This is a genomic window from Lentzea sp. NEAU-D7 (assembly GCF_026242055.1).
GTDB lineage: Bacteria > Actinomycetota > Actinomycetes > Mycobacteriales > Pseudonocardiaceae > Lentzea.
This window is the reverse complement of sequence record NZ_JAPJDL010000027.1, coordinates 58,813-83,808: the sequence shown is the minus strand read 5'-3', so window position 1 is coordinate 83,808 and position 24,996 is coordinate 58,813. Positions and strand designations below refer to the sequence as shown.

Sequence of the window (24,996 nt, the reverse complement as noted above, 5' to 3'; positions counted from 1 at the left end):
AGCGGGCACCTCGTGACCTAAGCGCGTACATCGCAGAAGGAAAACGATGGCGAACTACACCACCGCGGACGTCAAGAAGCTCCGCGAGCTGACCGCCGCCGGCATGATGGACTGCAAGAAGGCGCTGGACGAGGCTGACGGCGACTTCGACAAGGCCGTCGAGATCCTGCGCATCAAGGGCGCCAAGGACGTCGGCAAGCGCGCCGAGCGCACCACGTCCAACGGCCTCGTCGCCGTCAAGGACGGCGCGATGGTCGAGCTGCGCTGCGAGACCGACTTCGTGGCCAAGAACGCCGACTTCATCGCCCTGGCCGACGACATCGTCGCGCTCGCCAAGGCCAACAAGGTCGCCGACGTCGAGGCCCTCAAGGCCGTCGAGGTCGACGGCAAGACCGTGGACGCGCTGGTCCAGGAGTTCTCCGCCAAGATCGGCGAGAAGCTCGAGCTGGCCAAGGCCGTCGACTTCGACGGCACCGTCTCGGTCTACCTGCACAAGCGCGCTGCCGACCTGCCGCCCGCCGTGGGCGTCCTGGTCGAGTACACCGGCGACAACGCCGAGGTCGCCAAGGGTGCCGCGATGCAGATCGCCGCGATGCGCCCGAAGTTCGTCACGCGTGACGAGGTCCCCGAGGAGCTCGTCGCCAACGAGCGTCGCATCGCCGAGGAGACCGCTCGCGAGGAGGGCAAGCCCGAGGGCGCGCTCCCCAAGATCGTCGAGGGTCGCGTCAACGGCTTCTTCAAGGACGTCGTGCTCCTCGAGCAGGCTTCCGTGACGGACAGCAAGAAGACGGTCAAGGCTCTCCTGGACGAGGCCGGCGTGACGGTTACCCGTTTCGCTCGGTTCGAGGTCGGCCAGAGCTGATTCGCACGAGGGCGGGGTTGCAGGTACCAGCGACCCCGCCCTTGGCGTGTCTACAGAAGTTTCCCGGGGCCAAAGGAGAGGACCTGTGAGCGAAGAAGGTAGCCACGGCTACAGCCGGGTGATGCTCAAGCTCGGCGGCGAGATGTTCGGCGGCGGTGGCGTCGGTGTTGATCCCGATGTCGTCCAGACAGTCGCCCGGCAGATCGCGGCCATCCACAAGTCCGGCGTGCAGGTGGCCGTCGTGATCGGTGGCGGCAACTTCTTCCGGGGGTCCGAGCTCCAGCAGCGCGGCATGGACCGGTCCCGCGCCGACTACATGGGCATGCTCGGCACGGTCATGAACTGCCTGGCGCTGCAGGACTTCCTCGAGCGCGAGCACGGCATCGACACGCGCGTGCAGACCTCCATCCAGATGACGCAGGTCGCCGAGTCCTACATCCCGCGCCGCGCGATGCGACACCTCGAGAAGAAGCGCGTCGTGATCTTCGGCGGTGGCGCCGGTCTGCCGTACTTCTCCACCGACACCACGGCCGCCCAGCGCGCGCTGGAGATCGGCTGCGAGATCGTCCTGATGGCCAAGGCCGTCGACGGCGTCTACACGGCCGACCCCAAGATCGACCCGGACGCGCTGATGTTCGACAACATCACCCATCGCGAGGTGCTGGAGCGCGGCCTCAACGTCGCCGACGCCACGGCGTTCAGCCTCTGCATGGACAACAACATGCCGATCCTCGTCTTCAACCTCCTCACCGAGGGGAACATCGCGCGAGCGGTGCGTGGTGAGAAGATCGGAACCCTGGTCAGCACCCCCGGTGGCCGCCCGGCCTTCTAGACCTGGTGGGATCTCTCCAGGACCGGGAATTGGGCACGAACACGCAGAGCAAGGAGCAGTCGTGATCGACGAGACCCTCCTCGACGCCGAGGAGAAGATGGAAAAGGCGGTTTCGGTCGCGAAGGAGAACCTCTCCTCCGTCCGAACCGGTCGTGCGACTCCCTCGATGTTCAACCGCATCCACATCGACTACTACGGCTCCATGACGCCGCTGAACCAGATGGCCAGCATCACGGTCCCCGAGGCGCGGATGGCTGTCGTGAAGCCGTACGACGCGGGTCAGCTGAACGCCATCGAGAAGGCGATCCGGGACTCCGACCTGGGCGTCAACCCGAGCAACGACGGTTCGATCATCCGCATCGTCATCCCGCAGCTCTCCGAGGAGCGCCGCCGGGACATGGTGAAGGTCGCCAAGCAGAAGGGCGAGGACGCCAAGGTCTCCGTCCGCGGTGTCCGTCGCAAGGCGAAGGAAGAGATCGACCGGCTCGTCAAGGACGGCGAGATCGGCGAGGACGACGGCGCCCGTGGTGAGAAGGAGCTCGAAGCTCTGACCCACCGCTACGTGGCGCAGGTCGAAGAGCTCGTGAAGCACAAGGAAGCCGAGCTTCTCGAAGTCTGATTTCCCTGATGGTTCGCCCGGCCGAGTCGCGGCAGGCGTGATGGCCCTGGCCGGGCGGAGGTATTGATGGGAGCACAGGTGGCAGGCAGTCCCGCGGACGTGCCCGCGTCGAAGCCGTCGCGAGCGGGACGTGACCTGCGAGCGGCGATCCTGGTCGGCGCCGGGCTCGGCGCCATGATCATCGTGTCGCTGCTGACCGTCAAGGAGACCTTCATCGGCATCGTCGCCGCCGCCGCGGCGGTGTCGACGTGGGAGATCGCGAACGCGTTCAAGAAGGCTGGCATCAACGTCGCCCTGTGGCCGGCGTTGATCGGCGGTCAGGCGATCATCTGGCTGTCGTGGCCGCTGGAACGCTCCGGCATGATGACCGCGTTCGTGGTCACCGCGCTGGTGTGCATGATCTGGCGGTTCCGCGGCGGTTCCGACGGCTACCTGCGCGACCTGAGCGCCTCGGTGTTCACCATCGCGTACATCCCGTTGTTCGCGGCGTTCGCGGCCATGCTCGTCGTTCCCGAGGACGGCGCGGGCCGCGCGTTCGCGTTCATCATCGGTGTCGTGCTGTCGGACGTCGGCGGCTACGCGGCCGGCGTCTTCCTCGGCAAGCACCCGATGGCGCCGACGATCAGCCCGAAGAAGTCCTGGGAGGGCTTCGCCGGCTCGCTGACCGCAGGCGCGGTCGGCGGCGCGATCACGGTGACGACGCTGCTCGACGGCCAGTGGTGGCAGGGCGCGCTGTTCGGCGTCGCGCTCGTCGTCACGGCCACCGCGGGCGACCTGGTCGAGTCGTTGATCAAGCGCGACCTCGGCATCAAGGACATGGGCACGCTGCTGCCGGGCCACGGCGGCCTGATGGACCGGATGGACTCGCTCCTCCCGTCCGCGGTCGCCTCCTGGCTGCTGCTGCACCTCTTCGTGCAGTAGCTGCCGTGACGGTTTCCGCGCATCGCCGCAACTAGTGGTTGTGAGAGACCACGAGGTACTGGCGGCGTTCGAGCGGATCTACCGCGCCGACGTCGGCGCGATCACCCGGTTCTTTGCGCGTCGATGTGCGGAACCGCAGGTCGTCGCGGACCTGACCGCGGACACGTTCGTCCGCGCGATGACCTCGTTCGCCACCTTCGACGCCCGCAGGGGCACGGCGACCAGCTGGCTCTACGGCATCGCCCGGCACACCTTCGCCGCCCACCTCGAACGCTCCGCGCGCATCCGCGATGTGGCGCTCAAGGCAGGTGGCCGGCGTGAGCTCGACGGTGACGAGCTGGCCGAGCTCGAAGCCCGCATCGACGCCGAACGGTCCAGTCGCGCGCTGCTGGCACGGCTCGCGGAGTTGCCGGAGCTGGAACGGGAAGCCGTCGAACTAGTGCACCTCTGCGGCCTCTCGCCCAAGGAAGCGGCCGAGGCACTCGGCGTGCCCAGGGGAGCGATGCGGACCAGGCTGTATCGCGCCACGGCACGTCTCCGCGCGGTCGTCGACGACGAGGTGGAGGCACGATGAGCAGGTTCGAGGACAACCTCTGGGCAGAGCTGGAACGCGACCACGGTCCTGCGCTGGTACAGCAGTCGGTCAACAGGCGGCGTGCGAACGCCGGCCGCTGGGTGGCTGCGGCCGCCGCAGTGGCGATTCTGCTGACCGGTGCGATGATCGCGCCCGACTACCTCGGTGGCGCACCGCCCTCGGACGCTCTGCTCGACAGCGATCAGGACGGTTCCGTGACCTTGAAGATCCAGGACATCGGACGGTACGACGAGGTCAACGCGATGTTGCGGGAGCGGGGAATCCCGGCGGTCATGGTTCCGCTGCGGCAGGACTGCGCGGACGAGGTGCCGCAGCTCGACGACACGGGCAGGATCGGAATGATCCCCTGGGGCGCAGGGTCCGACAGCACCAAGCTCGTGATCGTGCCCAGCCGCATCCGGCAGGGGGCAACTCTGGTGTTCGCGACAGACCAGAAGAACTTCGGGACGGTCGTCAGCGGGCTCTACGCGCGTGATCGACTGCCCAACTGCCTGCTCCGCGTCGAAGCAGGCCGCTAGTCGTCGAACGGGTCGTCCACCTCGGTGCGCGGCTCGGCCTCGATCTGGCGGGACTGGTCGATCACGGAGAAGGCCATCCCCGCGTGGTCCTCGACGACGGTGATGCGTCCGAACGGGGTGTCATAGGGCTCGACGGTCACCCGGCCGCCGAGCTCCAGCACCCGGTACGCCACCGAGTCGGTGCCGATCTCGGGCGCGGCGTTGAAGTACACCATCCAGTGCGAGCGCTCTCCGTACGGGAACTCGCGCCCCATCTTCTGACGGCCGATCACCTCGGTGCCCTCGACGGACCAGGACGCGTAGTCCAGCCGGTGCCCGTCGCCGATCTGCGTGATGTCGTAGTGGCACAGCTCGCCGAAGAACTCGTCGGCCGCCGCGCCGTCTCGGGTGTTCAGCTCGGCCCACGCGTAGGCGCCGTGCCCGCCCGTCCCGAACCGCCAGTCCGGCGGCACGTGCCGGAACCCGACGACGGCGCCGGTCGGGTCGGCGATCACCGTGCTCTGCGTGTGGTCGGCGGCGTCCTCGGGGTTGAGCAGCACCGACCCACCGAGGTGGAATGCCTTCTCCGCGGTAGCCCGCGCATGTGGGGTGACCAGGTACAACCGCCAGGCGTCCGGATCACCCTGCGGTAACCCGGCGACGGGGACACCGTCCACCATCGCCACGGTGTAGCCGGCGTCGTCGGCGTAGTGCCAGCCGAACAGGCCGGTGTAGAACTCGATCGCGCCCTTGAGGTCGTCGACGGTTCTCTCGACCCAGCACGGACTTCCGGACAACAAGGGCGCGAGCTGGGGCGTGTTGGGCGCGATCGACACTGCCGCCTCCTGCAGGGAAAGAGATGCTGACACGCTACGCCGTGATTGGACGAATTCGTACGGTCACAGGCAAATGCAGGTCTTACAGTGTCTGCGTGAGGGGATTCGTGCGGGCGGCGTTGAACGCGGTGCGTCCGGCAGACGTCGTGCCGAGCCCGAACATCTGGCACTGGCCCGACGTGTACGAGGTCGAGAACCGCGCGCAGGACGTCCACGGTGCGATTTGGACAGCGTTAAGCGAAGAATGTCCGTTTGTCGACCGGGACGTCGTGGACATCGGCTGTGGCGACGGATTCCACCTGCCGCTGTTCGCGCGGGCCGCGAAGTCCGTCACGGGCGTAGAGCCGCATCCGCCACTCGTCGTACGCGCCAAGCAGCGGGTGGCCTCGCTGCCGAACGTCCGCGTCGTTCCCGGGCCCGCACAACGGCTCCCGCTCGACGACGCGTCCGCCGACCTGGTGCACGCCCGAACGGCCTACTTCTTCGGACCGGGCTGCGAACCGGGACTGCGCGAGGCGGACCGCGTGCTGCGGCCGGGCGGCGCGATCGCGATCGTCGACCTGGACGGCTCGGCTGACCCGTACGGACCGTGGCTGCGCGCCGACGAGCCGCGCTACGACCCCGCCGTGGTCGAGAAGTTCTTCGCGGACAACGGGTTCTCGTTGCGGCGGGTCACCGCGGAGTGGCGTTTCGAGAAGCGCGAGGACCTGGAAGCGGTGCTTCGCATCGAATTCTCCGCGAAGGTCGCCGAACGGGCTATCGCCTCTGTGAACGGCCTGAGTTTCCCGGTCGGCTACCGGCTGCACGTCCGGCACAAGCCGAAAGGCCTGATCCTCTAGCGCGTTGTCCGGACAGCGGATTGGACGCGTTCCGGCTGCTGCCAGGTGTCACGAGTCAGGGAGTTCGCAGTCATGCCGCAGGAACCGTACAGAGGGCTCGTCGCTGCGTTCGACGGTGCCTCTGACTGGGCTTTGGCTCTCAGTGCGCTCGGGTGCATCCATCGAGCGTCGGCCGTCCTCGTGGCAGCCGGAGTGGTGGGGGAGGACGATGCGCCGTTCTCCACTGGTTCCTTGGTGGAGTTGGCTGAGTCGCGCGACGCGAGTGCTGTTCTGAGTGTGTTGATGTCAGCGCAGCCGAGTTCGGCGGTCTACGTGGCCGATCCCGAGACCGGTGAGATACCGGGCGAGGGCGACCGCGCCGAGTTGCTGGCCATGGTGTCGGAACTGGTGTTGAGGGCACCTGTGAACGCGGACCGTGCCTCATTGGAGGAATGGTCGAGCATGTGCTCCTCGATTTCCATCGACGTGATGCAGCACCTGGACTGCATGGAACTGCGGACGGTGGCTGGATTCGATTCCAGGTCGCCCAGCCCGTTCGAAGACGTTCCGCCGTTGCCTGCGTCAAAGCTCCGGGTTCAGATGGAGATCCTGCGGCGGGTGGACGTGCGGGGCGCTGCTGACGCGGCGAGTCAGATCGCGGAGCTGTCAGGTGCGCTGCGAAGTGCGCTCGTTGCCATCGCAGCTGAAGCGGTCGGCAGCGGCGAACTGGATTAGGGAGTTCGTGGAATGGAAGGTGCTGTGCAGGTTTCGGATGGCCGTCAATTGTTACCGCTGCACCTGGATCACCCTTTCCAGGTGTGGTCGTACAGCCACTCGCACCGCATGCTCATCCTGCGCGGCAGGCCCGGTGAAAATTATGATCACTATGTGGACGTCGAGTTCGGCAACGTGCTCGGAATGAAGCTTGCAACCGGTTACGCGAGACTTTCGGTGGAGGATGCCGCCGACGCGTCGGAAATGGATGACTTCCTGCGGTCGCCCAAACGCTACGGAGACAGGTTCATGAAACTTGTGGTCTCGGATGGTGAACGCACGGGATTCGTCGTGTGCGGGCGGCTCAGGGTGCTCCGTGGGATCGGTTGGCAGAACCCGAGGCCATAGGCCTCTGTCCGCCCAGCGGATTAGGCTCGGGTTCGTGGAGAAGCGAAACGCAGGCAGGTTGAACCGCCAGGTCGGCGTCGTGGGGCTGGGCTGCTGGCAGCTCGGCGCCGACTGGGGCGAGGTGGACGAGAGCGACGCGCTCGCGTTGCTGCACGCCGCGGCCGACACGGGGGTCGACTTCTTCGACACCGCCGACGTGTACGGCGACGGTCGCAGTGAGACGCTCGTCGGGCGGTTCCTCGAGGAGCGCAAGGACGACGGGATCTTCGTCGCCACGAAGATGGGGCGGCGGCTGCCGGCTCAGACCGCGGAGGGGTACAGCCGGGAGAACTTCCTCGCGTGGAACGACCGGAGCCGCCGCAATCTCGGTGTCGACACGTTGGACTTGGTGCAGCTGCACTGTCCGCCTACCGCGGTCTACAGCCGTGACGAGGTGTACGACACCTTGGACGAAATGGTGGAGCAGCAGCGGATCGCCGCTTATGGCGTGTCCGTGGAGAAGGTCGAGGAGGCGTTGGAGGCGATCCGGCGCCCGAACGTGGCCAGCGTGCAGATCATCCTGAACGCGTTCCGGCTCAAGCCCCTCGAAGAGGTGCTGCCCAAGGCGGCCGAGGCGGGGGTCGCGATCATCGCGCGGGTGCCGCTCGCTTCCGGGTTGCTGACCGGGAAGTACGACAAGGCGACGACCTTCGGTGCGGACGACCACCGCAACTACAACCGCAACGGCGAGGCCTTCGACGTGGGCGAGACCTTCTCCGGGGTGCCTTACGAGGTCGGCCTGGAGGCCGTTGAGCGGCTCCGGCCGTTGGTGCCGGAGGGGGCCACGATGGCGCAGTTCGCGCTTCGGTGGATCGTGGACCAGTCCGGCGTCACGGTGGTGATTCCCGGTGCTCGCAACGTGGAGCAGGCGCGGGCCAACGCGCAGGCCGCGGAGCTCGCGCCGGTGGACGGCAAGGCTGTCGCCGAGGTTTACGACGAGCTGATCCGGCCGCACGTGCACGACCGGTGGTAGGTCACTCCTCGGCGAGGATGGCGTACAGCTTGCGCCGCAACTCGTTGTAGAGCTCGACGGTGCGGGTCTTCTGCTCGGGCGTGCCCGCGTGGGAGATCTGCTCCATCGCGGCGCCCAGCAGGCGGACCGCGGTGCGCAGTTCGCCGTCCACCGGGTCGAGCTGGTGGATCTCGATGTCACGCCAGGGCGGGGCCGTGTGCTCCGTCCTGCCGTGCTCGGTGAGCGTGAACAGCTTCTTGCCTCCTTCTTCTAGTGCGGAGACGAGGCCTTCGTCGGCGAGCATCTGCAGCGTCGGGTAGACCGAGCCGGGGCTCGGGCTCCACACGCCGCCGGTGCGCCTGGCGATCTCCTGGATGATCTCGTAGCCGTGCATCGGCCGTTCTGCCAGCAAGGACAGAACCGCCGCCCGGACGTTGCCGCGCCTCTGGCGGCCGCCCCTGCCACCGCCCCCGAAGGGCCCGTGGCGATGCCTGTGGTGGTGATCTCTGTGGTGTGGTTTCATCATCATGTTGTTAACGATATATCGGAACCTATCGCGATGCAACGGTCTTGTGTTGGTGAAGTTCGTGGGACACTAGATGTGCTATGACCTCGCTTCCCCTTGTCTTCGACGCGCCCAAGCGCGGCCTGCCGCCGCGCCACCTGGTCGACCTCTCACCCGCCCAACGCGCGGAAGCCGTTGCGGCGCTTGGTGAGAAGCCGTTCCGGGCCAAGCAGCTGTCGAACCACTACTTCAGCCGCCTGACCGTCGACCCGGCCGAGATGACGGACATCCCGGCGACCACGCGCGACAAGCTGGTGGCCGACCTGATGCCGCCGTTGTTCACGGTCGTGCGCAAGGTCACTGCCGACGAGGGCGCCACGTCGAAGACGCTGCTGCGCGCGCACGACGGCACGCTCATCGAGTCCGTCCTCATGCGCTACCCGGACCGCGCGACGCTGTGCATCTCGTCGCAGGCCGGCTGCGGCATGGCGTGCCCGTTCTGCGCGACCGGCCAGGGCGGCCTGCAGCGCAACCTGTCGACCGCGGAGATCGTGGACCAGGTGCGCCTCGGTGCCGCCGCCATGCGCGACGGCGACCTGCCGGGCGGTCCCGGCCGGCTGTCGAACATCGTCTTCATGGGCATGGGCGAGCCGCTCGCGAACTACAAGCGCATCCTCGAGGCCGTCCACCGCATCTGCGACCCGGCGCCGGACGGCCTGGGCATCTCGCAGCGCCACGTGACGGTGTCGACGGTCGGTCTCGTTCCCGCGATCAAGAAGCTGACCGAGGAGAACCTCCAGGTCCGCCTCGCGGTGTCGCTGCACACGCCGGACGACGAGCTGCGCGACACGCTGGTGCCGGTCAACACGAAGTGGAACGTCGCCGAGGTGCTGGAGGCGGCGCGCGGCTACGCGGACAAGACCGGCCGCCGCGTCAGCATCGAGTACGCGCTGATCCGCGACATCAACGACCAGGGCTGGCGCGCCGACCTGCTCGGCAAGAAGCTGCGCAAGCACCTCGGGCAGCTCGTGCACGTGAACCTGATCCCGCTGAACCCGACGCCGGGCAGCAAGTGGGACGCGTCGCCGAAGCCGGTGGAGCGGGAGTTCGTGCGGCGGGTCCGCGAGCAGGGTGTCGAGTGCACCGTGCGGGACACGCGCGGGCAGGAGATCGCCGCCGCCTGCGGTCAGCTCGCTGCTGAAGGGTGACCTCCCGCCGTTGATCCGGTGCAGGGCAGCCGACATCGCGTCATGATGCGTTCGTGGATGCCGCACAGATCAGTGAAGCCTTCGACCACGTCTTCGACCAGGCGATCGTCTTTCACGGCTTCACCGACTACATGCGTGACTACGACGTCATCGTGTACGCCGCAGCTGATCCCAGAACGGGCATCGAACCCGAGTATCTGCGGTACCGCTTCAAACACTGTGTGGAGGCGTCGGTCACCTCTGCCGTGTCGCCGGCTTCGTGGAGCGCTTCGCTCGGTGATCGATTCGTCGATGACTGGCAGGATCAGGACCTGGACGGTTATGTCTGGGGCGTTCGCTGGCAGGTCCTGTACCCCGGCGCGAAACTGCTGCCGAAATCCAAGTCCGGCAGCGTGTGGTCCGCGCGGCTCGGGGTGCCCTTCCACGAGGCACTGATCGAAGCCAACGGACACAACATTTCGCTTGTGTTCTCGGACTTGGTGACCGATCGCGTCGTGCCTGGTTATGCGCCGTTCACCGTGACCCTCGACGAGAAGTAAGACGGTAGGGAGCAGCTGCCTGCGGTCAGCTTGCCGCCGAGGGCTGAATTCGGTAGCTCGAACCGCTGACCAGGATTTACCGTCCCCCACGATGAAACTCGAGGGGGAACGCTGGCGCACGATCGTCAGCACGGTGCGGCTGGGGCGGGACGAGTACCGAGTGGTGCGGCCGGCCCGGCCGTTGCGTCATGCGCCGTTGTACGAGGGGTACATGGGCGTTGAGGCGTGCGTGACCAAGTCGTCGGCGCTCGACATCACCATGGCGTGGGCGTTCGCGATGCGTTCACCGCGCACGTTGGTGTACCTGCCGCTGCGGCAGAGCGACTGCGCGTGCCGTAGCGCCGACGGGCCTGCGCTGGACCTCGTGCTGTTGCACCACAGTCTTGGGTTCCGGCTGTCGAAGTGGACGGACGTGCGCGGCAAGCTCCGGGCTGGACGGCCGCACTCCGTTGTCTGCCGGGGGTTGCCGGAGGAACGGCCCGCGCCCCGCTGGGACCGGGAGATGCTGCGCGGCGAGGTCGTGGGCAGCACCGTGTTCGTCGTCGGCAGCAGGTCGACGTTGCAGGCCGGTGGGCAGGCCTTCCGGCAGCTCGTCGAAGAATGTCCCAGGCACATGCACGAGGCTCCGGGCACGCATTGCTGCGCTGAGGTCACGGCCAAGGACCGGCACTGGAACTGGCTGCACGTCGTGTACTGCGACGAGCACAGGGTCAGCTCGAGATCCTGACGGCGGGGCAGGAGTTCTGGGACGCTCTCGGCCATGGGAATGATCTACGACTACTTCGCCGCGCCGTCCGACGAGGTCGCGGCCGCCGTGATCGACGACGGGCCCACCGGTCTGTTCAGGACGGTCGAGGCCAAGTGGTTCGATCCCCTCGTGGTGATGGGCACGCTGGAGGAGTTGCTCACCGGTCGTCCCTACACGGAGGTGCTCGCGGACCCGCGTTGGGGTCACGACGTGGCGCGGGAGAGTGACGGCGGGCCGCTGGTCCTCAGCGTCACCGACGGTCTCAGGGACGGGCTCGCCGGCATGGACGAGCCGATCGCCGTCGCTGCGGTCTGGTCGAGGACCGAAGAGCTGGACGGGTACGACCCCGCCGACCTGGCCTGTGTGCTGGACGAGCTCAAGGACCTGGCCGCAGAGGCGGTGAGGAGCGGCGAACGGCTCTACTGCTGGGTGTGCGTCTAGGGCTTCACCTCGGTCAGCACACCGATCGCCACGTCGAACACGAAGCCGCGCAACGAGCCTTCACCGACAGGAACGGGTTGCCGGTGATGCGGCCGATCGACTGGCGCACGTCCGAGGCGATCAGAGCGGCTACCATGCGGCCTCGTGGGGGAGAACGCGAGGCTTGTCGCGGGCAGATACGCGATGCTCAAAGAGCTCGGCCGGGGCGGCATGGGGGTCGTCTGGCTCGCCGAGGACAGGGTCATCGGACGGCAGGTCGCGCTCAAGGAGCTGCGGACCACCGAGACCGAGCGGGTGCTGCGGGAAGCCCGCACGGCAGGCCGGCTGAACAGTCCGAACGTCGTCGGCATCTACGACGTCATCGTCGAGCACGGTGTGACGTACCTGGTCATGGAACTCGTCGAGGCGCCTACGCTCTCCGAGGTCATGACGCGCAGAAGCCTCACCGAGGACGAGGTCGCGAACATCGGCCTGCAGACGCTCAACGCGCTGGAGGCGGCGCACGCGGCGGGCATCGTGCACCGGGACGTCAAGCCCAGCAACATCATGGTGCTGCCCGACGGACGCGTGAAGCTCGCCGACTTCGGCATCGCCCGCGCGATGGACGACCCGGGACTGACGGCGACCGGCGGCATCATGGGCTCGCCCGGGTACATGGCGCCGGAGCTGTTCGCGGGCAAGCAGCCGTCACCGGCGAGCGACCTGTGGGCGTTGGGCGCCACCATGTTCCACGCCGTCGAGGGCCGTTCGCCGTTCCAGCGCGACACGACCGCGGCCACGATGCACGCGATCATGTACGAGGAGCCGGTCCTCCAGCGCACCAGGGGGCCGCTCGCCGACACGATCATGGCGCTGCTCAGCCAGGACGACACCCGCCGGCTCACTGCGGCCCAGCTGCGGGAGCGGCTCAGCGGCGCCACCACGGTGGTCAAGCCGCTGTCGCCGTCCGAGCAGACCGTCGTGATCGAACCCGTCACCGGTTACGTCACGCCGAACACGCCGACGCACGCGGACTGGGACGACAAACCCCGGTCCCGCAAGAAGATCGGACTGTTCGCCGGGGCCGCGGCCGTGCTCGTGGTGATCGCGCTCGCCGCGGTGTTCGTCCTCAAACCCCAGGCCCACCACGGAGTTGCCGTCGCGCAGCAGATCATCGGCGCGACGACGACCACGGCCCCGCCGTCCAGCCAGGCGACGAGCAGCAGTTCCGCCGCGCCGAGCAGCAGCCAGGCGTCCAGTTCGGCGCCGTCGAGCACACCGAAGTCGAGCCAGGCGCAGGCTCAGCCCCCGCAGCCGACGACGCAGCCGAAGCCGCCGCGGCAGACGGTCGCGCTCGTCCGGCACATCAAGCAGGGCACGCCCTTCCACTTCACTGGCACGTCGGCCTTCGGGCCTCCCGCAGGCTTCACCGCCGAGAACACCGGAGGGCTCGGAAAGCTCCTGGTGAACCAGGAACCGGGCACGAAACTGCTGGTCGCCTGCCGCGTGAAGAACTCCGGGGACCACATGACGTCACCGTGGCCGGACTGCGAGGGGCAGGACAAGCTCGGCAACCTCGGCTACGTCTTCAACGACAAACCGGTCGACGTCCCCGCCATGCAGCTCTACCGCTGCATCTACCAGGGCACCCACTTCGACTCGCTCGACCCGAAGTGCGAGGGTTACCAGCCGGAATGGTCGTACGGCTGGGTCGTCACCGGGTGACGGCGGGCTCCAGGCCGACAGGTGCGGCGCTGTCGAACGTCTCACGCGCCTCGGCGACGGCCTCGTAGTTCTTCTGCGCCCACAACCGCAGCGCGGCCAGCGGCTCGGTGACGCTGCGCCCGAGTTCGGTCAGCTCGTACTCGACGCGCAACGGCACCGAGGGGTAGACCGTGCGCGTGATGAGCCCGTCGCGCTCCAACGTGCGCAACGTCTGGGTGAGCATCTTCTGGCTGACGCCCTCCAGCCGGCGCTTGAGCTCGCCGAACCGCTTGGGTCCGTCCTCCAGGTCACCGATCACCAGCGCCGTCCACTTCGACGCGACCATGTCCAGCAGGTCGCGGCACGGACACATCCTGAGGTAAACGTCCCTGATCACGGCTAGTTTCTACCAGGTACCTAGTGCACAAGATAGTGCCTGGTTGCCAGTGGAGACCTGGTCTCCCATGCTTGACAGCATGCGAGCGATCATCCAGAACGAGTTCGGCGGCCCTCTCACCCTCGGCGACGTGCCCAAGCCCGCGCCGCTTCCCACGGAGGTGTTGGTCAGGGTGCACGCGGCCGGGGTCAACCCGGTCGACTGGAAGACCAGCGCGGGCAGCGGCATGGCCGGGATGCAGACGTTCCCGTTCATCAACGGCTGGGACGTCTCCGGCGTGGTCGAGGAGGTGGGCTTCGGCGTCACGACCCTCAAGGCCGGCGACGAGGTCTTCGGCATGCCGTGGTTCCCGCGCGCCGCGGGGGCGTACGCCGAGTACGTCACGGCCCCGTCCCGTCACTTCGCGAAGAAGCCGAAGAGCCTGACCCACGTCGAGGCGGCCGCGCTGCCGCTCGCCGCGCTCACCGCCCACCAGATCCTGATCGACACCGCCGACCTGCAGAAGGGTCAGAAGGTGCTGGTGACGGCGGCGGCGGGTGGTGTCGGCCACCTCGCTGTCCAGATCGCGAAGGCCCACGGCGCGTACGTCATCGGCACCGCGCGCGAGCCCAAGCACGCGTTCCTGAAGGACCTCGGCGCCGATGAGGTGGTCGACTACACCAAGGGCGACTACGAGGGCACCGACGTCGACCTGTTCGTCGACCTGGTGGGTGGCGCGTCACCGGCTTCGGTGCGGCCCGGCGGGTTGTTCGTCGGTGTGCCGTCCGGAGTGGACAGGCCCGTGCGCGACGACATCCGGACCAGCCCGATCCTGGTCGAACCCGACCGCGCGGGCCTGGAGGCGATCGCGGCGCTGGTCGAGTCGGGCGAGCTCAGGGTGCACGTCGACGCGACGTTCCCGCTGGAAGAGGCCGGAAAAGCACATGCCCTGGGCGGGACGGGCCGCACCCAGGGCAAGATCGTGCTGGAGACGCTCTAGCGGCGCCAGGGCTTCTTGCTGCGCGCGGCGTCCCACAGCAGGAAGGCGATGATCGAGACACCGGTGGCGACGAGGAAGATGTCCTCGGTCTTGCCGTGGTGGTTGCCGATCAGCATCAGGAAGCAGAAGATCGCCGAGAGCCAGCCCGCGATGCGGGTGCCCTTGGGGAACGTGCCGTGCCAGCCCCACTCGTGCGACGGCTCCTCGTGAGGGTCGACGGCAGGACGCTTGTCCAGTTCCGAGGACGTAGCCACGGTTTCCTCCACTGCTCATCCGGATTACGAGGCCATCGTCGCACATGACGGTGAGCACGGAGGTGTGAGGTCGCGCGCGCACGACTGACGAGCGAGGTCGAGCGGGTCTAGGCTCTTCGAGGCCTACCCGTTCGATCTTGCGAAGGCGCCGCGACTTGACCGGCTTCTCTCCCGCCGAGGGCTCCACCCCGGACACGTTCGCCCCCGTCGAGATCGGTCTCCACGGTGTGCGCAAGCGCTTCTCCGACCAGGTGGCGGTCGACGGCATCTCGCTCGACGTCCACGAGGGCGAGTTCTTCTCGGTGCTCGGCCCGTCCGGCTGCGGCAAGACCACGGTCCTGCGCATGATCGCCGGGTTCGTGGACCCCGACGAGGGCCGCATCGAGCTCGACGGCAACGACATGGTGGGCGTCCCGCCCTACCGGAGGGACGTCAACACCGTCTTCCAGTCGTACGCGCTGTTCCCGCACATGTCGGTGTGGGACAACGTCGCGTACGGCCTCAAGCGCAAGAAGATCCGCGGCGACGAGCTGAAGAAGCGCGTCGGGGAGCACCTCGAACTGGTGCGGCTGTCGCAGTTCGCCAAGCGCAGGCCCGCGCAGCTCTCCGGCGGCCAGCAGCAGCGCGTCGCCATCGCCCGTGCGCTCGCCGCCGGTCCGCAGCTGCTGCTGCTCGACGAACCGCTCGGCGCGCTCGACGCGAAGCTCCGCAAGGAACTGCAGATCGAGCTGATGCGCATCCAGCGCGAGGTCGGCACGACGTTCCTGTACGTCACGCACGACCAGGAAGAGGCGCTGGTCCTGTCACACCGCATCGCCGTGATGAACGCGGGCAGGATCGAGCAGGTCGGCTACCCCGAGGACGTCTACGAGCGGCCGGCGACCCGGTTCGTCGCCGGGTTCATCGGCACGTCCAACATCCTCGACGCCGAGGTGTCCGGTGTGGACGGTGGCCTGGTGTCGCTGGCGGCTCCGGGTGCCACGAACCTGCGCGCCGGGTTCTCCGGCGGCGTCAGCCACGGCCGCAAGGTCGCCGCGACCGTGCGCCCGGAGAAGGTGCACTTGTTCAACGAGTCCGCCGAACCGCCCGCCGGCTGGTGCGTGCTGCGGGGCGTCGTCCAGGACGTCGTCTACACGGGCATGTCCACGCAGTTCGTGGTCGGCACCCCGGCGGGCGTGCTCACGGCGTTCGTGCAGAACGCCCAGCGCATCGACGACGCGGGCGCGCCCGGCCAGTCCGTGCGGATGGCCTGGGACCCCGAGTTCACCGTGCTGCTGGAGCCGGACGATGGCTGAGCAGGTGCGGATCGCCCGGCTGTGGGACGTCGACAGCCCTCGGGTGACCCGGCGCACGATGCTGGGCTCGATGGCGTTCTTCGCTCTCGCCGCCTGCGCGGTCGGTCCGGCGCCCACCGGCTCCGGTGGCCCGAGCGAGGGCAGGGCCGCGAACCTGGCCGACGAGCCCAGGCTCAACTTCTACAACTGGACCGACTACATCGCGCCGGAGACGTTGCCGGGCTTCACGTCGGTGAGCGGCATCGAGGTCACGTACGACAACTTCTCGACCAACGACGAGATGGAAGCCAAGATCGCGTCCGGTCAGGCGGGCTACGACCTGGTGGTGCCGTCGGACAACTTCCTGCGCCGGTTCCTGCGGTCCGGCCTGCTCCAGCCGCTGGACCACGACGCGATCCCGAACCTGCGCAACCTGGAGCGGCGGTTCGTGGAGGCCGAGTACGACCCCGGCAACCGCTACTCCGTGCCGTGGGCCTGGGGCACCACGGGTCTGGCGTACTCGAAGTCGCAGATCGGCGGCGAGGTGACCGGGTTCGACGCCTACGACCTGCCGGCGGCCCTGGGCCGCAGCTCGATCCTCGACGAGGCCCGCGACGGCCTGGCCGTCGGGCTGCTGAAGCTCGGCCACGACCCGAACACCACCGACGCGGGGCAGATCGACGACGCGGCGAACTTCCTGCTGTCGTTGAAGAAGAAGCTCGGCCAGATCACCTCCGACGTGATCGAGCCGCTGACCTCGGGCCAGGTGCGGCTCGCGCAGTCGTACTCCGGCGACGCGTTCCAGGCGCGCGAGACCAACGACGACATCGGGTACGCCATCCCCGCGGAGGGCGGTCTGTCCTACGTGGACCTGCTCGTCATCCCGAAGGACGCGCCGCACGCCGCCAACGCGCACCGGTTCATCGACCACGTCCTGGGCGCGGAGACGGGCGCGGCGCTGTCCAACGCCGTCCGGTACGGCAGCCCCAACGCCGCCGCGAAGCCGTTGATCGACAAGGAGCTGCTCGACGACCCGGTGGTCTACCCGCCGGACGACCAGCTGGCGAAGCTCCCGTTCACCAAGGACCTCGGCGGCGACGCCGAAGCGCTCTACGCGGACGCCTGGACGAAGGTCAAGACCGGCTGACCGGGAACGACCTCATCCCGCGGATCACGACCGACTCGCGGAACGTCACCGGTCCCGTCTGCCGCAGGTCCGGCATCCGGCGGGCCAGCGCGCGGAACGCCACGTCGCCCTCCATGCGCGCGAGCGTCGCGCCCAGGCAGTAGTGGATGCCGCTGGAGAACGCCAGGTGCTCCGGCTTGTGCACGCGCATCAGGTCGAACTTGTGCGCCTCCGGGTAGACCTCCGGATCGCGGTTCGCGGCGCCGATCAGCAGCGTCACCATCTCGTCCTTGCCGATCCGGTCGACCTCCTCGTGCGCGATCCGGCTGGTCAGCTGCACCGGCGGCGCCCACCGCAGCGTCTCCTCGACCACGGACGGCGCCAGGTCGGGATTGGCCTTGAAGAACTTCCACTGCGCGGGGTGGTCGAGCAGCGCGCGGGTGCCGTTGCCGATCAGGTTCACCGTGGTCTCGAAGCCCGCGACCAGCAGCAACACCAGCGTGCCGAGCATCTCCTGCGCGGTCAGCTTCTGCTCGGCCTCGGCGGCGACCAGCGAGCTGATCACGTCGTCGCCGGGCGTCCGGCGACGTTCCGCGATGAGCCGGTCGAACAGCGCGAGCACCTTGTCGTTGGCGTTGGTCAGGTCCTGCGTGACGCCCGAATCGAACGACGCGGCGACGAGCGCGCCGTAGTCGGCGAACTCCGCGGTGTCGGAGTCGGGGATGCCGAGCAGGTCGCTGATCACCGAGATCGGCAGCGGCGCCGCGAAGTCGGCGATCAGGTCGAACTCGTCGCGGTCCAGCAGCGAGTCGGCGACCTTCTCCACGCGCGCCCGGTACTCGTCGATCTTCTTCGGGCTGAACGCCGGCATCGCGAGCCTGCGCAGGCGGGTGTGGTCCGGCGGGTCGAGTTCGAGGAACGACTCGGGCAGCAGGCTCGCGTTGGCCGGATAGCTGCCGTCGGCGAACCGGACACCGAATCGGCGGTCGCGCAGGATCTTGTTCGCCAGCGGGTGGCTCGTCGTCACCCACATGTCGTTGTCCCGCGTCAGCGGTCCTTGTGCGCGTAGCCGGTCGTAGATCGGATGCGGGTCTTCATGCCCGGTCAGTTGATCCAGCATTGCCTACCCCCTCGAACACCGTGGTGAGCACGAACCGGGGAGCGTCCAACGGGGCCAGGCGGCCGTAGCTGATCGCTTCCCAGGCGTTGAAGAGCCCGGCGTAGAGGGTGTGCAGGATCCACCACGCGGGCAGGTCGCGGCGCAGCTTGGTGCCCTGCAGCCGGGTGATCAGGTCGAGCACGGGCTGGTCCATCGCCTCGATGCGCGTCCTCACCTCCTCGTCCCGCTCCAGCCCGGGGAAGCGGAGCAGGAACTCCACTCGCGGGCCGAGCGCGACCAGGCGCGTGATGAGGTCCTCGATCGCGTCGTCGCTGCCGAAGTCCACCTGGCGAGCCACCGAGTCGATCAGGTCGAGCGCGTCGTTCGCGACCGCGCGGACCAGCGCCGTCCGGGTCGGATAGCGCTTGTGGAGTGTGGTCCTGCCGACACCGGCCGCCCGCGCGACGTCGGCCAGCGACGCGGTCGGGTCCTTGAGCAGCACGGACGTCGCCGTCTGCAGCAGGTGAACACTCATGTTCACAACGGTACACGAGTGTTCCCTCGGCTTGGTGATCGAAGTCGGCGAAGCCCATTTCGGGCACCAAACGAACTTCGTGTTCTGGAAATGTCACTGGCAGGATGTGGATCCGTGCTCCGACGCTGGCTGAAGGCCAACGCCCTCCTCGCCCCGACCGGTCTCTGGCTGGGGTTCTTCCTGATCGCACCCCTCGTCGTGGTCGTCCAGTTCAGCTTCGCGACGCGGCACACGGGCGTCGCCCGCGCGGTGCTCCCCTGGACGGTCCAGGCCTACCGGACGGCTCTCGACCCGGCTTTCCTGCCGATCTTCGGCCGGACCCTGCTGTACGCCGGCGTCACCACGGCCGCGTGCCTGCTGCTCGGGTTCCCGCTGGCGTGGTTCATCGCGCGGTACGGCGGGCGCTACCGGACGGCGCTGCTCGCGGCGGTGCTGATCCCGTTCTGGTCGAGCTACCTCGCGCGGATCTACGCGTGGAAGGCGCTGCTGGACGGCGAAGGGCTCGTGAACACCGTGCTCGGGTGGGTCGGGCTGGACCGGGACGGCGGTTTCCTGCTCACGCACGGAGCGGTGGTTCTCGGTCTGACGTACGGCTTTCTGCCGTTCATGGTGTTGCCGCTGTACGTGGCGTGCGAGCGCTTCGACGTGCGGTTGGTGGAGGCGTCGTACGACCTCGGGCACGGGCGGGTGTCCACGTTCTTCCGCGTGGTGCTGCCGGGCGTCATGAGCGGTGTGCTGGCCGGGTCGCTGCTGGTGCTGGTGCCCGCGGCCGGTGACTTCGTGACGCCGAAGCTGCTCGGCGGGGTGGAGCAGTCGACGTTCGGGTCGGTGATCGACGACCAGTTCCGCGGCGGCAACAACTGGCCGCTGGGTTCGGCGATGGCGGTGTTGCTGCTCGTGCTGGTGGTGTTCGTGCTCGTGCTGCGCGGGCGTCGTGGGGAGGACGTGCTGTGAACCGTCGTCCGTGGGCGCTCGGCGCCGTGGTGGCCTTGGTCTTCCTGTTCTTGTACGCACCGATCGCGTGGCTCGCCGTCGCGTCGTTCAACTCGTCCCGGTCGTTGTCGCGGATCAGCGGGTTCTCGCTGCGGTGGTACGCCGAACTGGCCGACGACACGCGCGTGTTCGCCTCGCTGCAGCTGACGTTGCAGCTGGCGCTGGCGTCGGCGGCGATCTCGACGGTGATCGGGACGCTGGCGGCGTTCGGGCTGCGGCGCGCGTTTCCCGGTCGTGGGCTGTGGACCGTGTTGTTGTCGCTGCCCCTCGTGGTGCCCGAGGTCGTGATGGGTGTCGCGATGCTGGGGTTCTTCGTGAAGCTCGCCGGTGTGCCCCTGGGGTTCGGGGCACTGCTGTTCGCGCACGTGGCGTTCTCGCTGAGCTTCGTGGTCGTGGTGGTGCGGTCCCGGGTGTCCGGGGTGGACGCCCGGATGGAGGAGGCCGCGGCCGATCTCGGGGCGTCGCCCTTCGTCGCGTTCCGGACCGTGACGCTGCCGCTGGTGGCGCCCGCTGTGGCGGCCGGTGCGGCGTTCGCGTTCCTGCTGTCGTTCGACGACGTGGTGATCTCCTCGTACCTGACCGGGGTCGGGTCGACGACGCTGCCGGTGTTCGTCTACGCGCAGGCGTCGAAGCGCGGGATCTCGCCGGAGATCGTGGCGTTGTCGACGCTGATGGTGGCCGCGACGGCGCTGCTGCTGATCATCGGCGTGGTGGTCGCGTCGTGGCGGGCGCGCAGGGCGGGATCCGTCACGCGGCTGGCCTGACTTCGAGCCAGGGATGTATCTCCGGTCGTGTGAGCACGACTTCTCCCTTGGAGACCAACGGCATTCCTTGGGGGAGGAAGACGTGCCGCAGCTGCGCATCCACTTCACCGATCGGGACATCGCGCACACGGGGTTGAAGCTGGAAACCGACCTGATGTGGGAGATCGTCGGCAGCGCCCAGGTCCTGCGGCAGGCCGAGGCAGACCTGTCCTTCGGTCCGTGGCGCCGCCACGTGCGCGAGCTCGCCGCGCGCGACCCGGATCTGCGGACGGCGCTGCACTCCGTGGTGACGGCGCTGCCGGACGACCTCGCCACAACCCGGCCCGCCGTGCTTCGCCGGCTGGGCCGGGCGCTGCGCGTCTACCGCCGGCGCGTGATCGAGCCGCACCTGCCGGTCATCGAGGACAGCCTGTGCACCGATGCGGCCACGAGGATCCAGCAGTACCTGCACTGCGGCCCGGAAGGACTGCTGAGCACGCTCGGCACCGCGACGCGGTGGCATCCGCCCGTGCTGTCCGTCGACCACCCGCACGACCGGGACCTGCACCTCGGCGGGCGGGGTCTCACGGTGATCCCCTGCTACTTCGCCCTGCGCCACCTCGTGGCTGCGGCGGGCCCGGTGCTGGTGCTCCCGATCCGGACCGAGTCCCGCCTGCTGGCGGGCGAGCGCACGGGCGGTGACCAGCTGACCGCGCTGCTGGGCGCCACCAGGGCCTCGATCCTGCGGTCGGTGGTCGGCGGGAACACCACCACCAGGCTGGCGAAGCTGGTGGGCGTCGCCCCCGCGACCGTGAGCCACCACACCGGCGTCCTGCGCGAGGCGGGGCTCATCGCCACCGAGCGCGAGGACAACTTCGCCCGGCACCTGATCACCCCGCTGGGACTGCGGGTGCTCGGCGCGGGCGGTGAACGCGGCTGAGGGCCACCCGGCAGCGTCCACTGCGGACGCTGCCGGGTGGCCCCCCAACCGTCAGCCGGTCACCAGCAGGTGTTCCCGGTGACCCACTTGTGGGAGCGGATCAGCACGTTCGGGAAGTTCGGTGCTTCCGCGCCCCGCAGGACGTAGTAGGCGACGCTCCCCGAGTAGTTCGCGCCGGGGTACAGGCACACCCTGGTGTAGGACGTGCTGACCCCGGCGTTCTCGACCGCCCGCACCGCACGGCTGCCCGACCAGGAACACCGGACGTCCCCGCCCTGCCAGTCGGGGTCGGCGCTGCCCCAGCTGCAGCGGCTGCTGCTGCCGTCGGCGACCGGCCACGCGCACATGTTGCCGCTGCCGCACGACAGCGCCTGGGCCGAGACGTCGGCCGCGGGTGCCCCCACCTCGGCGGGGCCGCTCAGGTCGATCTCGGTCGGCGCCGCCGAAGCGGTTCCCAGCAACGACATCAGCGCCAGGACGGTGGCGAACAGCACGCACAACGCTTTTCTCATGTCTCCCCCTGAGAGATTGATGTGCAGGAGGCGGAGTATGCCGAGATGATCACGCGCCGAGCGGCTCCTTCGATCCTCGTCTAAGCGCTTCCAAGCGACCTGGGTCGACCGCGGCGTCAACTTTCGTCTCGGGAATCCGATACTCCAGCGTGCCGCGCGGACGTGGGAGGTCTCGTAGGTTGAAATCGTGATTACTGCTGTGCGGACCAAGGGCGAGGCGTTCCGCGCCGACACCCTGGCCCGGCTTCGGGCGCTGACCCCGGTGCGGCTCGTCGGCGACCTGCTCGTCATGGTCGGCGTGCTGCTGCTGGACCTGTGGCCGGGGCCGTGGGCGGAGTCGAAGGCGTCGGGCTGGACGCTCGTCGCCTACTTCGCCGTCTACGTGGTGGTGCTGCCGTTGCGGCACCTGCTGCCGGCGACGGCCATGATCGCGGGCGCGGCGATCCCGTTCTTCGGCCCCGCCATGATGGTCGTGCTGAGCTACACGGCGGGTCGCCGGATCGAGTCGTGGGTCAAGGCCGTCGTGTCGACCGCGATGACGTTCGTCGTCGTGGTGCTGCTGTGGGACTGGGACCAGCGGCCGCTCGACATCGAACCCGTCTACGGCATGCTCATCCTGGTCACGATCTTCGGCGTGGGCGTGGCGCTGCCGTTCCTCGTCGGCCGCTACCTCGCGCAGCGCGAGGCGCTTGTGCAGGCCATGCAGGACCGCGAGGCACGCATGCGCGGCGAGCACAGGATGCTGTCGCGGCAGGTCCGCCTCCGCGAACGCAGCCGCATCGCCCAGGACATGCACGACAGCCTCGGCCACCGGCTGTCGCTGATCTCCGTGCACGCCGGCGCGCTGGCGCTGGACCCGTCGCTGGGGGACAAGCAGCGCGAGGCCATCGGGGTGCTGCGCTCGGCGGCGTTGACCGGCATGGGGGAGCTGCGGGCGATCATCGGCGTCCTGCGCGCGGAGGACGGTCCCGACGACGACCCCGCGACACGGACCGCGGAGTCCATCGACTCGTTGGTGAGCGACGCGCGCAAGGCCGGTGTTCTGGTCAGTCTGGTGCGCGGCGGGCAGGCGCACCCGTTGCCGTCCCGCGTCTCCCACGCGGCCTATCGCGTGGCCCAGGAGGGCCTGACCAACGCCGCCAAGCACGCGCCGGGCGCCGCCGTGCAGGTGACGGTGAAGTACGAGCCGGACGCGCTGGTCGTCGAGGTGCGCAACAACCCCTGTCGCAACGGTTCGCCGGCCCAGGCGCCGGGCGTGGGCCTGATCGGGCTCACCGAACGCGTGCGCGTGGCCGGTGGCATCCTGCACGTCGGCGCGTTGCCCTCCGGGGGCTTCCGCATCGCCGCCGTGCTGCCGTACGAGGAGACGCCGCTCCCGGACGAGCCGGAGGACGAGCAGGACGAGACCGAGTCCCCGCGCGGCATCCGCAAGTGGGCGGGCGTCGGCTCGATAGCGGGGGCGTCGCTGGTGCTGGTGGTCATCATCGGCGGCTTCACCTACCTCGGCGCGCAGCCCGTGACCGACGTCGTGTCGCAGGAGAACCTCGACAGGATCCAGGAGGGGCAGGCGGAGGCCGACGTGCTCGCGCTGCTCCCGGCCGGTGACGAACCCCTGGTCGCCGACGGTGAGCGCAAGTCCCAGGCCAGCCCCGAACCGCCGGGCGCGCGCTGCGTCTACCACATCACCGACGAGCAGTCGTACCTCGCGAAGGGCACCCGAGTGGTGCGTTTCTGCTTCCGGGACGGCAAGCTGGTCGAGAAGAAGATCCACGTGCAGAGGACAGGTCAATGATCCGGGTGCTCATCGCCGATGACGAGCCGCTGATGCGCGCCGGCATCAAGGCCATTCTCGGCACCGCCGACGACATCGAGCTCGTGGCGGAGGCAGGCGACGGCCGCGAGGCCGTGCAGATCGTGCGCGAGCGCCGGGTGGACGTGGCGGTGCTCGACATCCGCATGCCGCGCATGGACGGCCTGGCCTGCGCGAAGGAACTGCGGGTGGTGGCGCCTTCGGTCCGGGTCGTGATGCTGACGACGTTCGGCGAGGACGACAACATCGTGCGCGCGCTGTCCGATGGTGCCGCCGGCTTCCTGCTGAAGGACTCCGCGCCGGAGGAGCTGCTGAGGGCCGTGCGGGCGGTGCACAACGGCGAGGCGTACCTGTCGCCGATGGTCACGTCACGCGTGGTCGGCATGGTGGCGACGTCGGGGCAGCCGAAGCGGCAGGAGGCGCAGAAGGCCGTCGAGGGCCTGACCGACCGCGAGGTGGAGGTGCTGGCCCTGCTGGGCCAGGGCATGTCCAACGCCGACGTGGGCGCCAAGCTGCACATGTCCGAGGCGACGGTGAAGACCTACGTGTCCCGTTTACTGGCCAAGCTGGGCCTGACCAACCGCGTGCAGGCAGCCCTGCTGGCACGAGACGCAGGCATCGCAACCTGACCCTGCGAAGCAGCGACCGAAAGACAGAACCCCGCGCCTCCTGGAAGGAGACGCGGGGCTCTGCGTGCCGTGCGGCGAACCCATTGGGTGTCACCCGAACGGCCTCAAACGTCTGTTGCGGCTAAGCGTGACTGCGCCTACCCGTTACCAGGCGGTAGATGCCCAGCAGGATCAGCGATCCGACGATGGCCAGCAGCCAGGTCCGAAGATCGAAGAACGAGCCCAGGTCGGTCCCGAAGAGCGCGGACCCGATGAATCCACCGAGAATCGCACCCACGATGCCGAGAAGCATCGTGATGATGAAACCGCCGGGGTCGTTACCAGGCATGATTGCCTTGGCGATGGCCCCAGCCAGCAGACCGAGCACGATCCATCCGAGGATGCCCACGGAGAGTCTCCTTCCAACGACTTGACGTCGGAGGAATGCCCTCGATCTGGCGACTTCACACCTTCAAGACCACTTCGTTATCAAAGTAGCGGGCTGTGCC

General features: G+C 68.5%; 32 protein-coding genes. 23 read left to right on the top strand and 9 right to left on the bottom strand.

Annotated features, from left to right (window positions below; genetic code table 11):
• The first annotated feature begins 46 nt into the window (after positions 1-46).
• From tsf to ORI60_RS38245, 6 genes are all read left to right on the top strand, one after another.
• Positions 47-862: a translation elongation factor Ts gene (gene tsf, locus ORI60_RS38270; protein ID WP_266042913.1), complete on the top strand. Its 816-nt coding sequence runs from the start codon at positions 47-49 to the stop codon at positions 860-862.
• 121 nt (positions 863-983) lie between these two features.
• Positions 984-1,694 carry a UMP kinase gene (gene pyrH, locus ORI60_RS38265; RefSeq protein WP_406601933.1) on the top strand — a complete coding sequence of 237 codons (711 nt, stop codon included), beginning with the start codon at positions 984-986 and terminating at the stop codon, positions 1,692-1,694.
• 61 nt (positions 1,695-1,755) lie between these two features.
• Entirely contained in the window at positions 1,756-2,313 is a 558-nt protein-coding gene (frr, locus tag ORI60_RS38260) for a ribosome recycling factor (protein WP_266042911.1), read from the top strand.
• Positions 2,314-2,379: 66 nt separating this feature from the next.
• Positions 2,380-3,234 (top strand): phosphatidate cytidylyltransferase, encoded by an 855-nt coding sequence (locus ORI60_RS38255; RefSeq protein ID WP_266042910.1) that lies wholly within the window; start codon positions 2,380-2,382, stop codon positions 3,232-3,234.
• Between the two features lie 40 nt (positions 3,235-3,274).
• Entirely contained in the window at positions 3,275-3,808 is a 534-nt protein-coding gene (locus ORI60_RS38250; protein WP_266042909.1) for an RNA polymerase sigma factor, read from the top strand.
• Complete coding sequence (locus ORI60_RS38245; RefSeq protein WP_266042908.1) at positions 3,805-4,347, top strand: hypothetical protein; 543 nt, start codon at positions 3,805-3,807, stop codon at positions 4,345-4,347. Before ORI60_RS38250 ends, ORI60_RS38245 begins: the two co-directional genes overlap by 4 nt.
• Here ORI60_RS38245 and ORI60_RS38240 read toward each other — a convergent pair.
• Positions 4,344-5,162: a VOC family protein gene (locus tag ORI60_RS38240; protein ID WP_266042907.1), complete on the bottom strand. Its 819-nt coding sequence runs from the start codon at positions 5,160-5,162 to the stop codon at positions 4,344-4,346. The two genes, ORI60_RS38245 and ORI60_RS38240, sit on opposite strands and share 4 nt — an antisense overlap.
• A gap of 95 nt (positions 5,163-5,257) precedes the next feature.
• Here ORI60_RS38240 and ORI60_RS38235 point away from each other — a divergent pair, with 95 nt between their 5' ends.
• The 4 genes from ORI60_RS38235 (at position 5,258) to ORI60_RS38220 (ending at position 8,114) form a co-directional block, all read left to right on the top strand.
• Positions 5,258-6,001: a class I SAM-dependent methyltransferase gene (locus tag ORI60_RS38235; protein WP_266042906.1), complete on the top strand. Its 744-nt coding sequence runs from the start codon at positions 5,258-5,260 to the stop codon at positions 5,999-6,001.
• A gap of 72 nt (positions 6,002-6,073) precedes the next feature.
• On the top strand, positions 6,074-6,715 hold the full coding sequence (locus ORI60_RS38230; RefSeq protein WP_266042905.1) for a hypothetical protein: 642 nt from the start codon (positions 6,074-6,076) through the stop codon (positions 6,713-6,715).
• A gap of 12 nt (positions 6,716-6,727) precedes the next feature.
• Positions 6,728-7,102 carry a hypothetical protein gene (locus tag ORI60_RS38225; protein ID WP_266042904.1) on the top strand — a complete coding sequence of 125 codons (375 nt, stop codon included), beginning with the start codon at positions 6,728-6,730 and terminating at the stop codon, positions 7,100-7,102.
• A gap of 34 nt (positions 7,103-7,136) precedes the next feature.
• Positions 7,137-8,114, top strand: a complete 978-nt coding sequence (locus ORI60_RS38220) for an aldo/keto reductase (RefSeq protein WP_266042903.1) — start codon at positions 7,137-7,139, stop codon at positions 8,112-8,114.
• A 1-nt stretch (position 8,115) separates the two neighbouring features.
• Here the strand turns inward: ORI60_RS38220 and ORI60_RS38215 are convergent, their stop codons facing one another.
• Positions 8,116-8,505: a PadR family transcriptional regulator gene (locus ORI60_RS38215; protein WP_266042902.1), complete on the bottom strand. Its 390-nt coding sequence runs from the start codon at positions 8,503-8,505 to the stop codon at positions 8,116-8,118.
• A 194-nt stretch (positions 8,506-8,699) separates the two neighbouring features.
• Between ORI60_RS38215 and rlmN the strand changes: the two genes are divergently transcribed.
• From rlmN to ORI60_RS38195, 4 genes are all read left to right on the top strand, one after another.
• Positions 8,700-9,806 (top strand): 23S rRNA (adenine(2503)-C(2))-methyltransferase RlmN, encoded by a 1,107-nt coding sequence (gene rlmN / locus ORI60_RS38210; RefSeq protein ID WP_266042901.1) that lies wholly within the window; start codon positions 8,700-8,702, stop codon positions 9,804-9,806.
• A gap of 53 nt (positions 9,807-9,859) precedes the next feature.
• Positions 9,860-10,345 (top strand): hypothetical protein, encoded by a 486-nt coding sequence (locus ORI60_RS38205; protein ID WP_266042900.1) that lies wholly within the window; start codon positions 9,860-9,862, stop codon positions 10,343-10,345.
• 91 nt (positions 10,346-10,436) lie between these two features.
• Positions 10,437-11,072, top strand: coding sequence for a hypothetical protein (locus ORI60_RS38200; RefSeq protein WP_266042899.1), 636 nt, complete (start codon positions 10,437-10,439; stop codon positions 11,070-11,072).
• Positions 11,073-11,105: 33 nt separating this feature from the next.
• The gene (locus ORI60_RS38195) at positions 11,106-11,534 is read left to right on the top strand and encodes a hypothetical protein (RefSeq protein WP_266042898.1); all 429 of its coding nucleotides are present in this window, start codon (positions 11,106-11,108) and stop codon (positions 11,532-11,534) included.
• Positions 11,535-11,547: 13 nt separating this feature from the next.
• Here the strand turns inward: ORI60_RS38195 and ORI60_RS38190 are convergent, their stop codons facing one another.
• Positions 11,548-11,670 (bottom strand): hypothetical protein, encoded by a 123-nt coding sequence (locus tag ORI60_RS38190; protein WP_266042897.1) that lies wholly within the window; start codon positions 11,668-11,670, stop codon positions 11,548-11,550.
• Between the two features lie 8 nt (positions 11,671-11,678).
• Here ORI60_RS38190 and ORI60_RS38185 point away from each other — a divergent pair, with 8 nt between their 5' ends.
• Positions 11,679-13,238 (top strand): serine/threonine-protein kinase, encoded by a 1,560-nt coding sequence (locus tag ORI60_RS38185; RefSeq protein ID WP_266042896.1) that lies wholly within the window; start codon positions 11,679-11,681, stop codon positions 13,236-13,238.
• On the opposite strand, the gene ORI60_RS38180 is transcribed toward ORI60_RS38185, so the two are convergent.
• Positions 13,228-13,590, bottom strand: a complete 363-nt coding sequence (locus tag ORI60_RS38180) for a winged helix-turn-helix transcriptional regulator (protein WP_266042953.1) — start codon at positions 13,588-13,590, stop codon at positions 13,228-13,230. The two genes, ORI60_RS38185 and ORI60_RS38180, sit on opposite strands and share 11 nt — an antisense overlap.
• A 103-nt stretch (positions 13,591-13,693) precedes the next feature.
• Between ORI60_RS38180 and ORI60_RS38175 the strand changes: the two genes are divergently transcribed.
• A complete protein-coding gene (locus tag ORI60_RS38175) occupies positions 13,694-14,593 on the top strand; it encodes an NADP-dependent oxidoreductase (protein ID WP_266042895.1) in 900 nt (299 codons plus the stop codon).
• On the opposite strand, the gene ORI60_RS38170 is transcribed toward ORI60_RS38175, so the two are convergent.
• Positions 14,590-14,847, bottom strand: coding sequence for a DUF2631 domain-containing protein (locus tag ORI60_RS38170; RefSeq protein WP_090066749.1), 258 nt, complete (start codon positions 14,845-14,847; stop codon positions 14,590-14,592). The genes ORI60_RS38175 and ORI60_RS38170 overlap by 4 nt on opposite strands.
• 155 nt (positions 14,848-15,002) lie before the next feature.
• Here ORI60_RS38170 and ORI60_RS38165 point away from each other — a divergent pair, with 155 nt between their 5' ends.
• Both ORI60_RS38165 and ORI60_RS38160 read left to right on the top strand, forming a co-directional pair.
• Entirely contained in the window at positions 15,003-16,142 is a 1,140-nt protein-coding gene (locus ORI60_RS38165; protein ID WP_266042894.1) for an ABC transporter ATP-binding protein, read from the top strand.
• A complete protein-coding gene (locus ORI60_RS38160; protein ID WP_266042893.1) occupies positions 16,135-17,268 on the top strand; it encodes a polyamine ABC transporter substrate-binding protein in 1,134 nt (377 codons plus the stop codon). The genes ORI60_RS38165 and ORI60_RS38160 overlap by 8 nt, the downstream gene beginning before the upstream one ends.
• Here ORI60_RS38160 and ORI60_RS38155 read toward each other — a convergent pair.
• Positions 17,255-18,367 carry a cytochrome P450 gene (locus ORI60_RS38155; RefSeq protein WP_266042892.1) on the bottom strand — a complete coding sequence of 371 codons (1,113 nt, stop codon included), beginning with the start codon at positions 18,365-18,367 and terminating at the stop codon, positions 17,255-17,257. The genes ORI60_RS38160 and ORI60_RS38155 overlap by 14 nt on opposite strands.
• Positions 18,342-18,881 (bottom strand): TetR/AcrR family transcriptional regulator, encoded by a 540-nt coding sequence (locus ORI60_RS38150; protein WP_266042891.1) that lies wholly within the window; start codon positions 18,879-18,881, stop codon positions 18,342-18,344. Before ORI60_RS38150 ends, ORI60_RS38155 begins: the two co-directional genes overlap by 26 nt.
• 114 nt (positions 18,882-18,995) lie before the next feature.
• On the opposite strand from ORI60_RS38150, the gene ORI60_RS38145 reads away from it, so the two are divergent.
• The 3 genes from ORI60_RS38145 (at position 18,996) to ORI60_RS38135 (ending at position 21,557) form a co-directional block, all read left to right on the top strand.
• Positions 18,996-19,835, top strand: a complete 840-nt coding sequence (locus ORI60_RS38145) for an ABC transporter permease (protein WP_266042890.1) — start codon at positions 18,996-18,998, stop codon at positions 19,833-19,835.
• The gene (locus ORI60_RS38140; RefSeq protein ID WP_266042889.1) at positions 19,832-20,638 is read left to right on the top strand and encodes an ABC transporter permease; all 807 of its coding nucleotides are present in this window, start codon (positions 19,832-19,834) and stop codon (positions 20,636-20,638) included. The genes ORI60_RS38145 and ORI60_RS38140 overlap by 4 nt, the downstream gene beginning before the upstream one ends.
• Positions 20,639-20,720: 82 nt before the next feature.
• Positions 20,721-21,557, top strand: a complete 837-nt coding sequence (locus tag ORI60_RS38135; RefSeq protein ID WP_266042888.1) for an ArsR/SmtB family transcription factor — start codon at positions 20,721-20,723, stop codon at positions 21,555-21,557.
• A gap of 59 nt (positions 21,558-21,616) precedes the next feature.
• Here the strand turns inward: ORI60_RS38135 and ORI60_RS38130 are convergent, their stop codons facing one another.
• Positions 21,617-22,069 (bottom strand): peptidase inhibitor family I36 protein, encoded by a 453-nt coding sequence (locus ORI60_RS38130; protein ID WP_266042887.1) that lies wholly within the window; start codon positions 22,067-22,069, stop codon positions 21,617-21,619.
• A gap of 187 nt (positions 22,070-22,256) precedes the next feature.
• On the opposite strand from ORI60_RS38130, the gene ORI60_RS38125 reads away from it, so the two are divergent.
• Both ORI60_RS38125 and ORI60_RS38120 read left to right on the top strand, forming a co-directional pair.
• Positions 22,257-23,861, top strand: a complete 1,605-nt coding sequence (locus ORI60_RS38125) for a sensor histidine kinase (RefSeq protein WP_266042886.1) — start codon at positions 22,257-22,259, stop codon at positions 23,859-23,861.
• Complete coding sequence (locus tag ORI60_RS38120; protein ID WP_089917510.1) at positions 23,858-24,508, top strand: response regulator; 651 nt, start codon at positions 23,858-23,860, stop codon at positions 24,506-24,508. Before ORI60_RS38125 ends, ORI60_RS38120 begins: the two co-directional genes overlap by 4 nt.
• A gap of 121 nt (positions 24,509-24,629) precedes the next feature.
• Here the strand turns inward: ORI60_RS38120 and ORI60_RS38115 are convergent, their stop codons facing one another.
• Entirely contained in the window at positions 24,630-24,896 is a 267-nt protein-coding gene (locus tag ORI60_RS38115; protein ID WP_189256742.1) for a GlsB/YeaQ/YmgE family stress response membrane protein, read from the bottom strand.
• Positions 24,897-24,996: the final 100 nt, after the last annotated feature.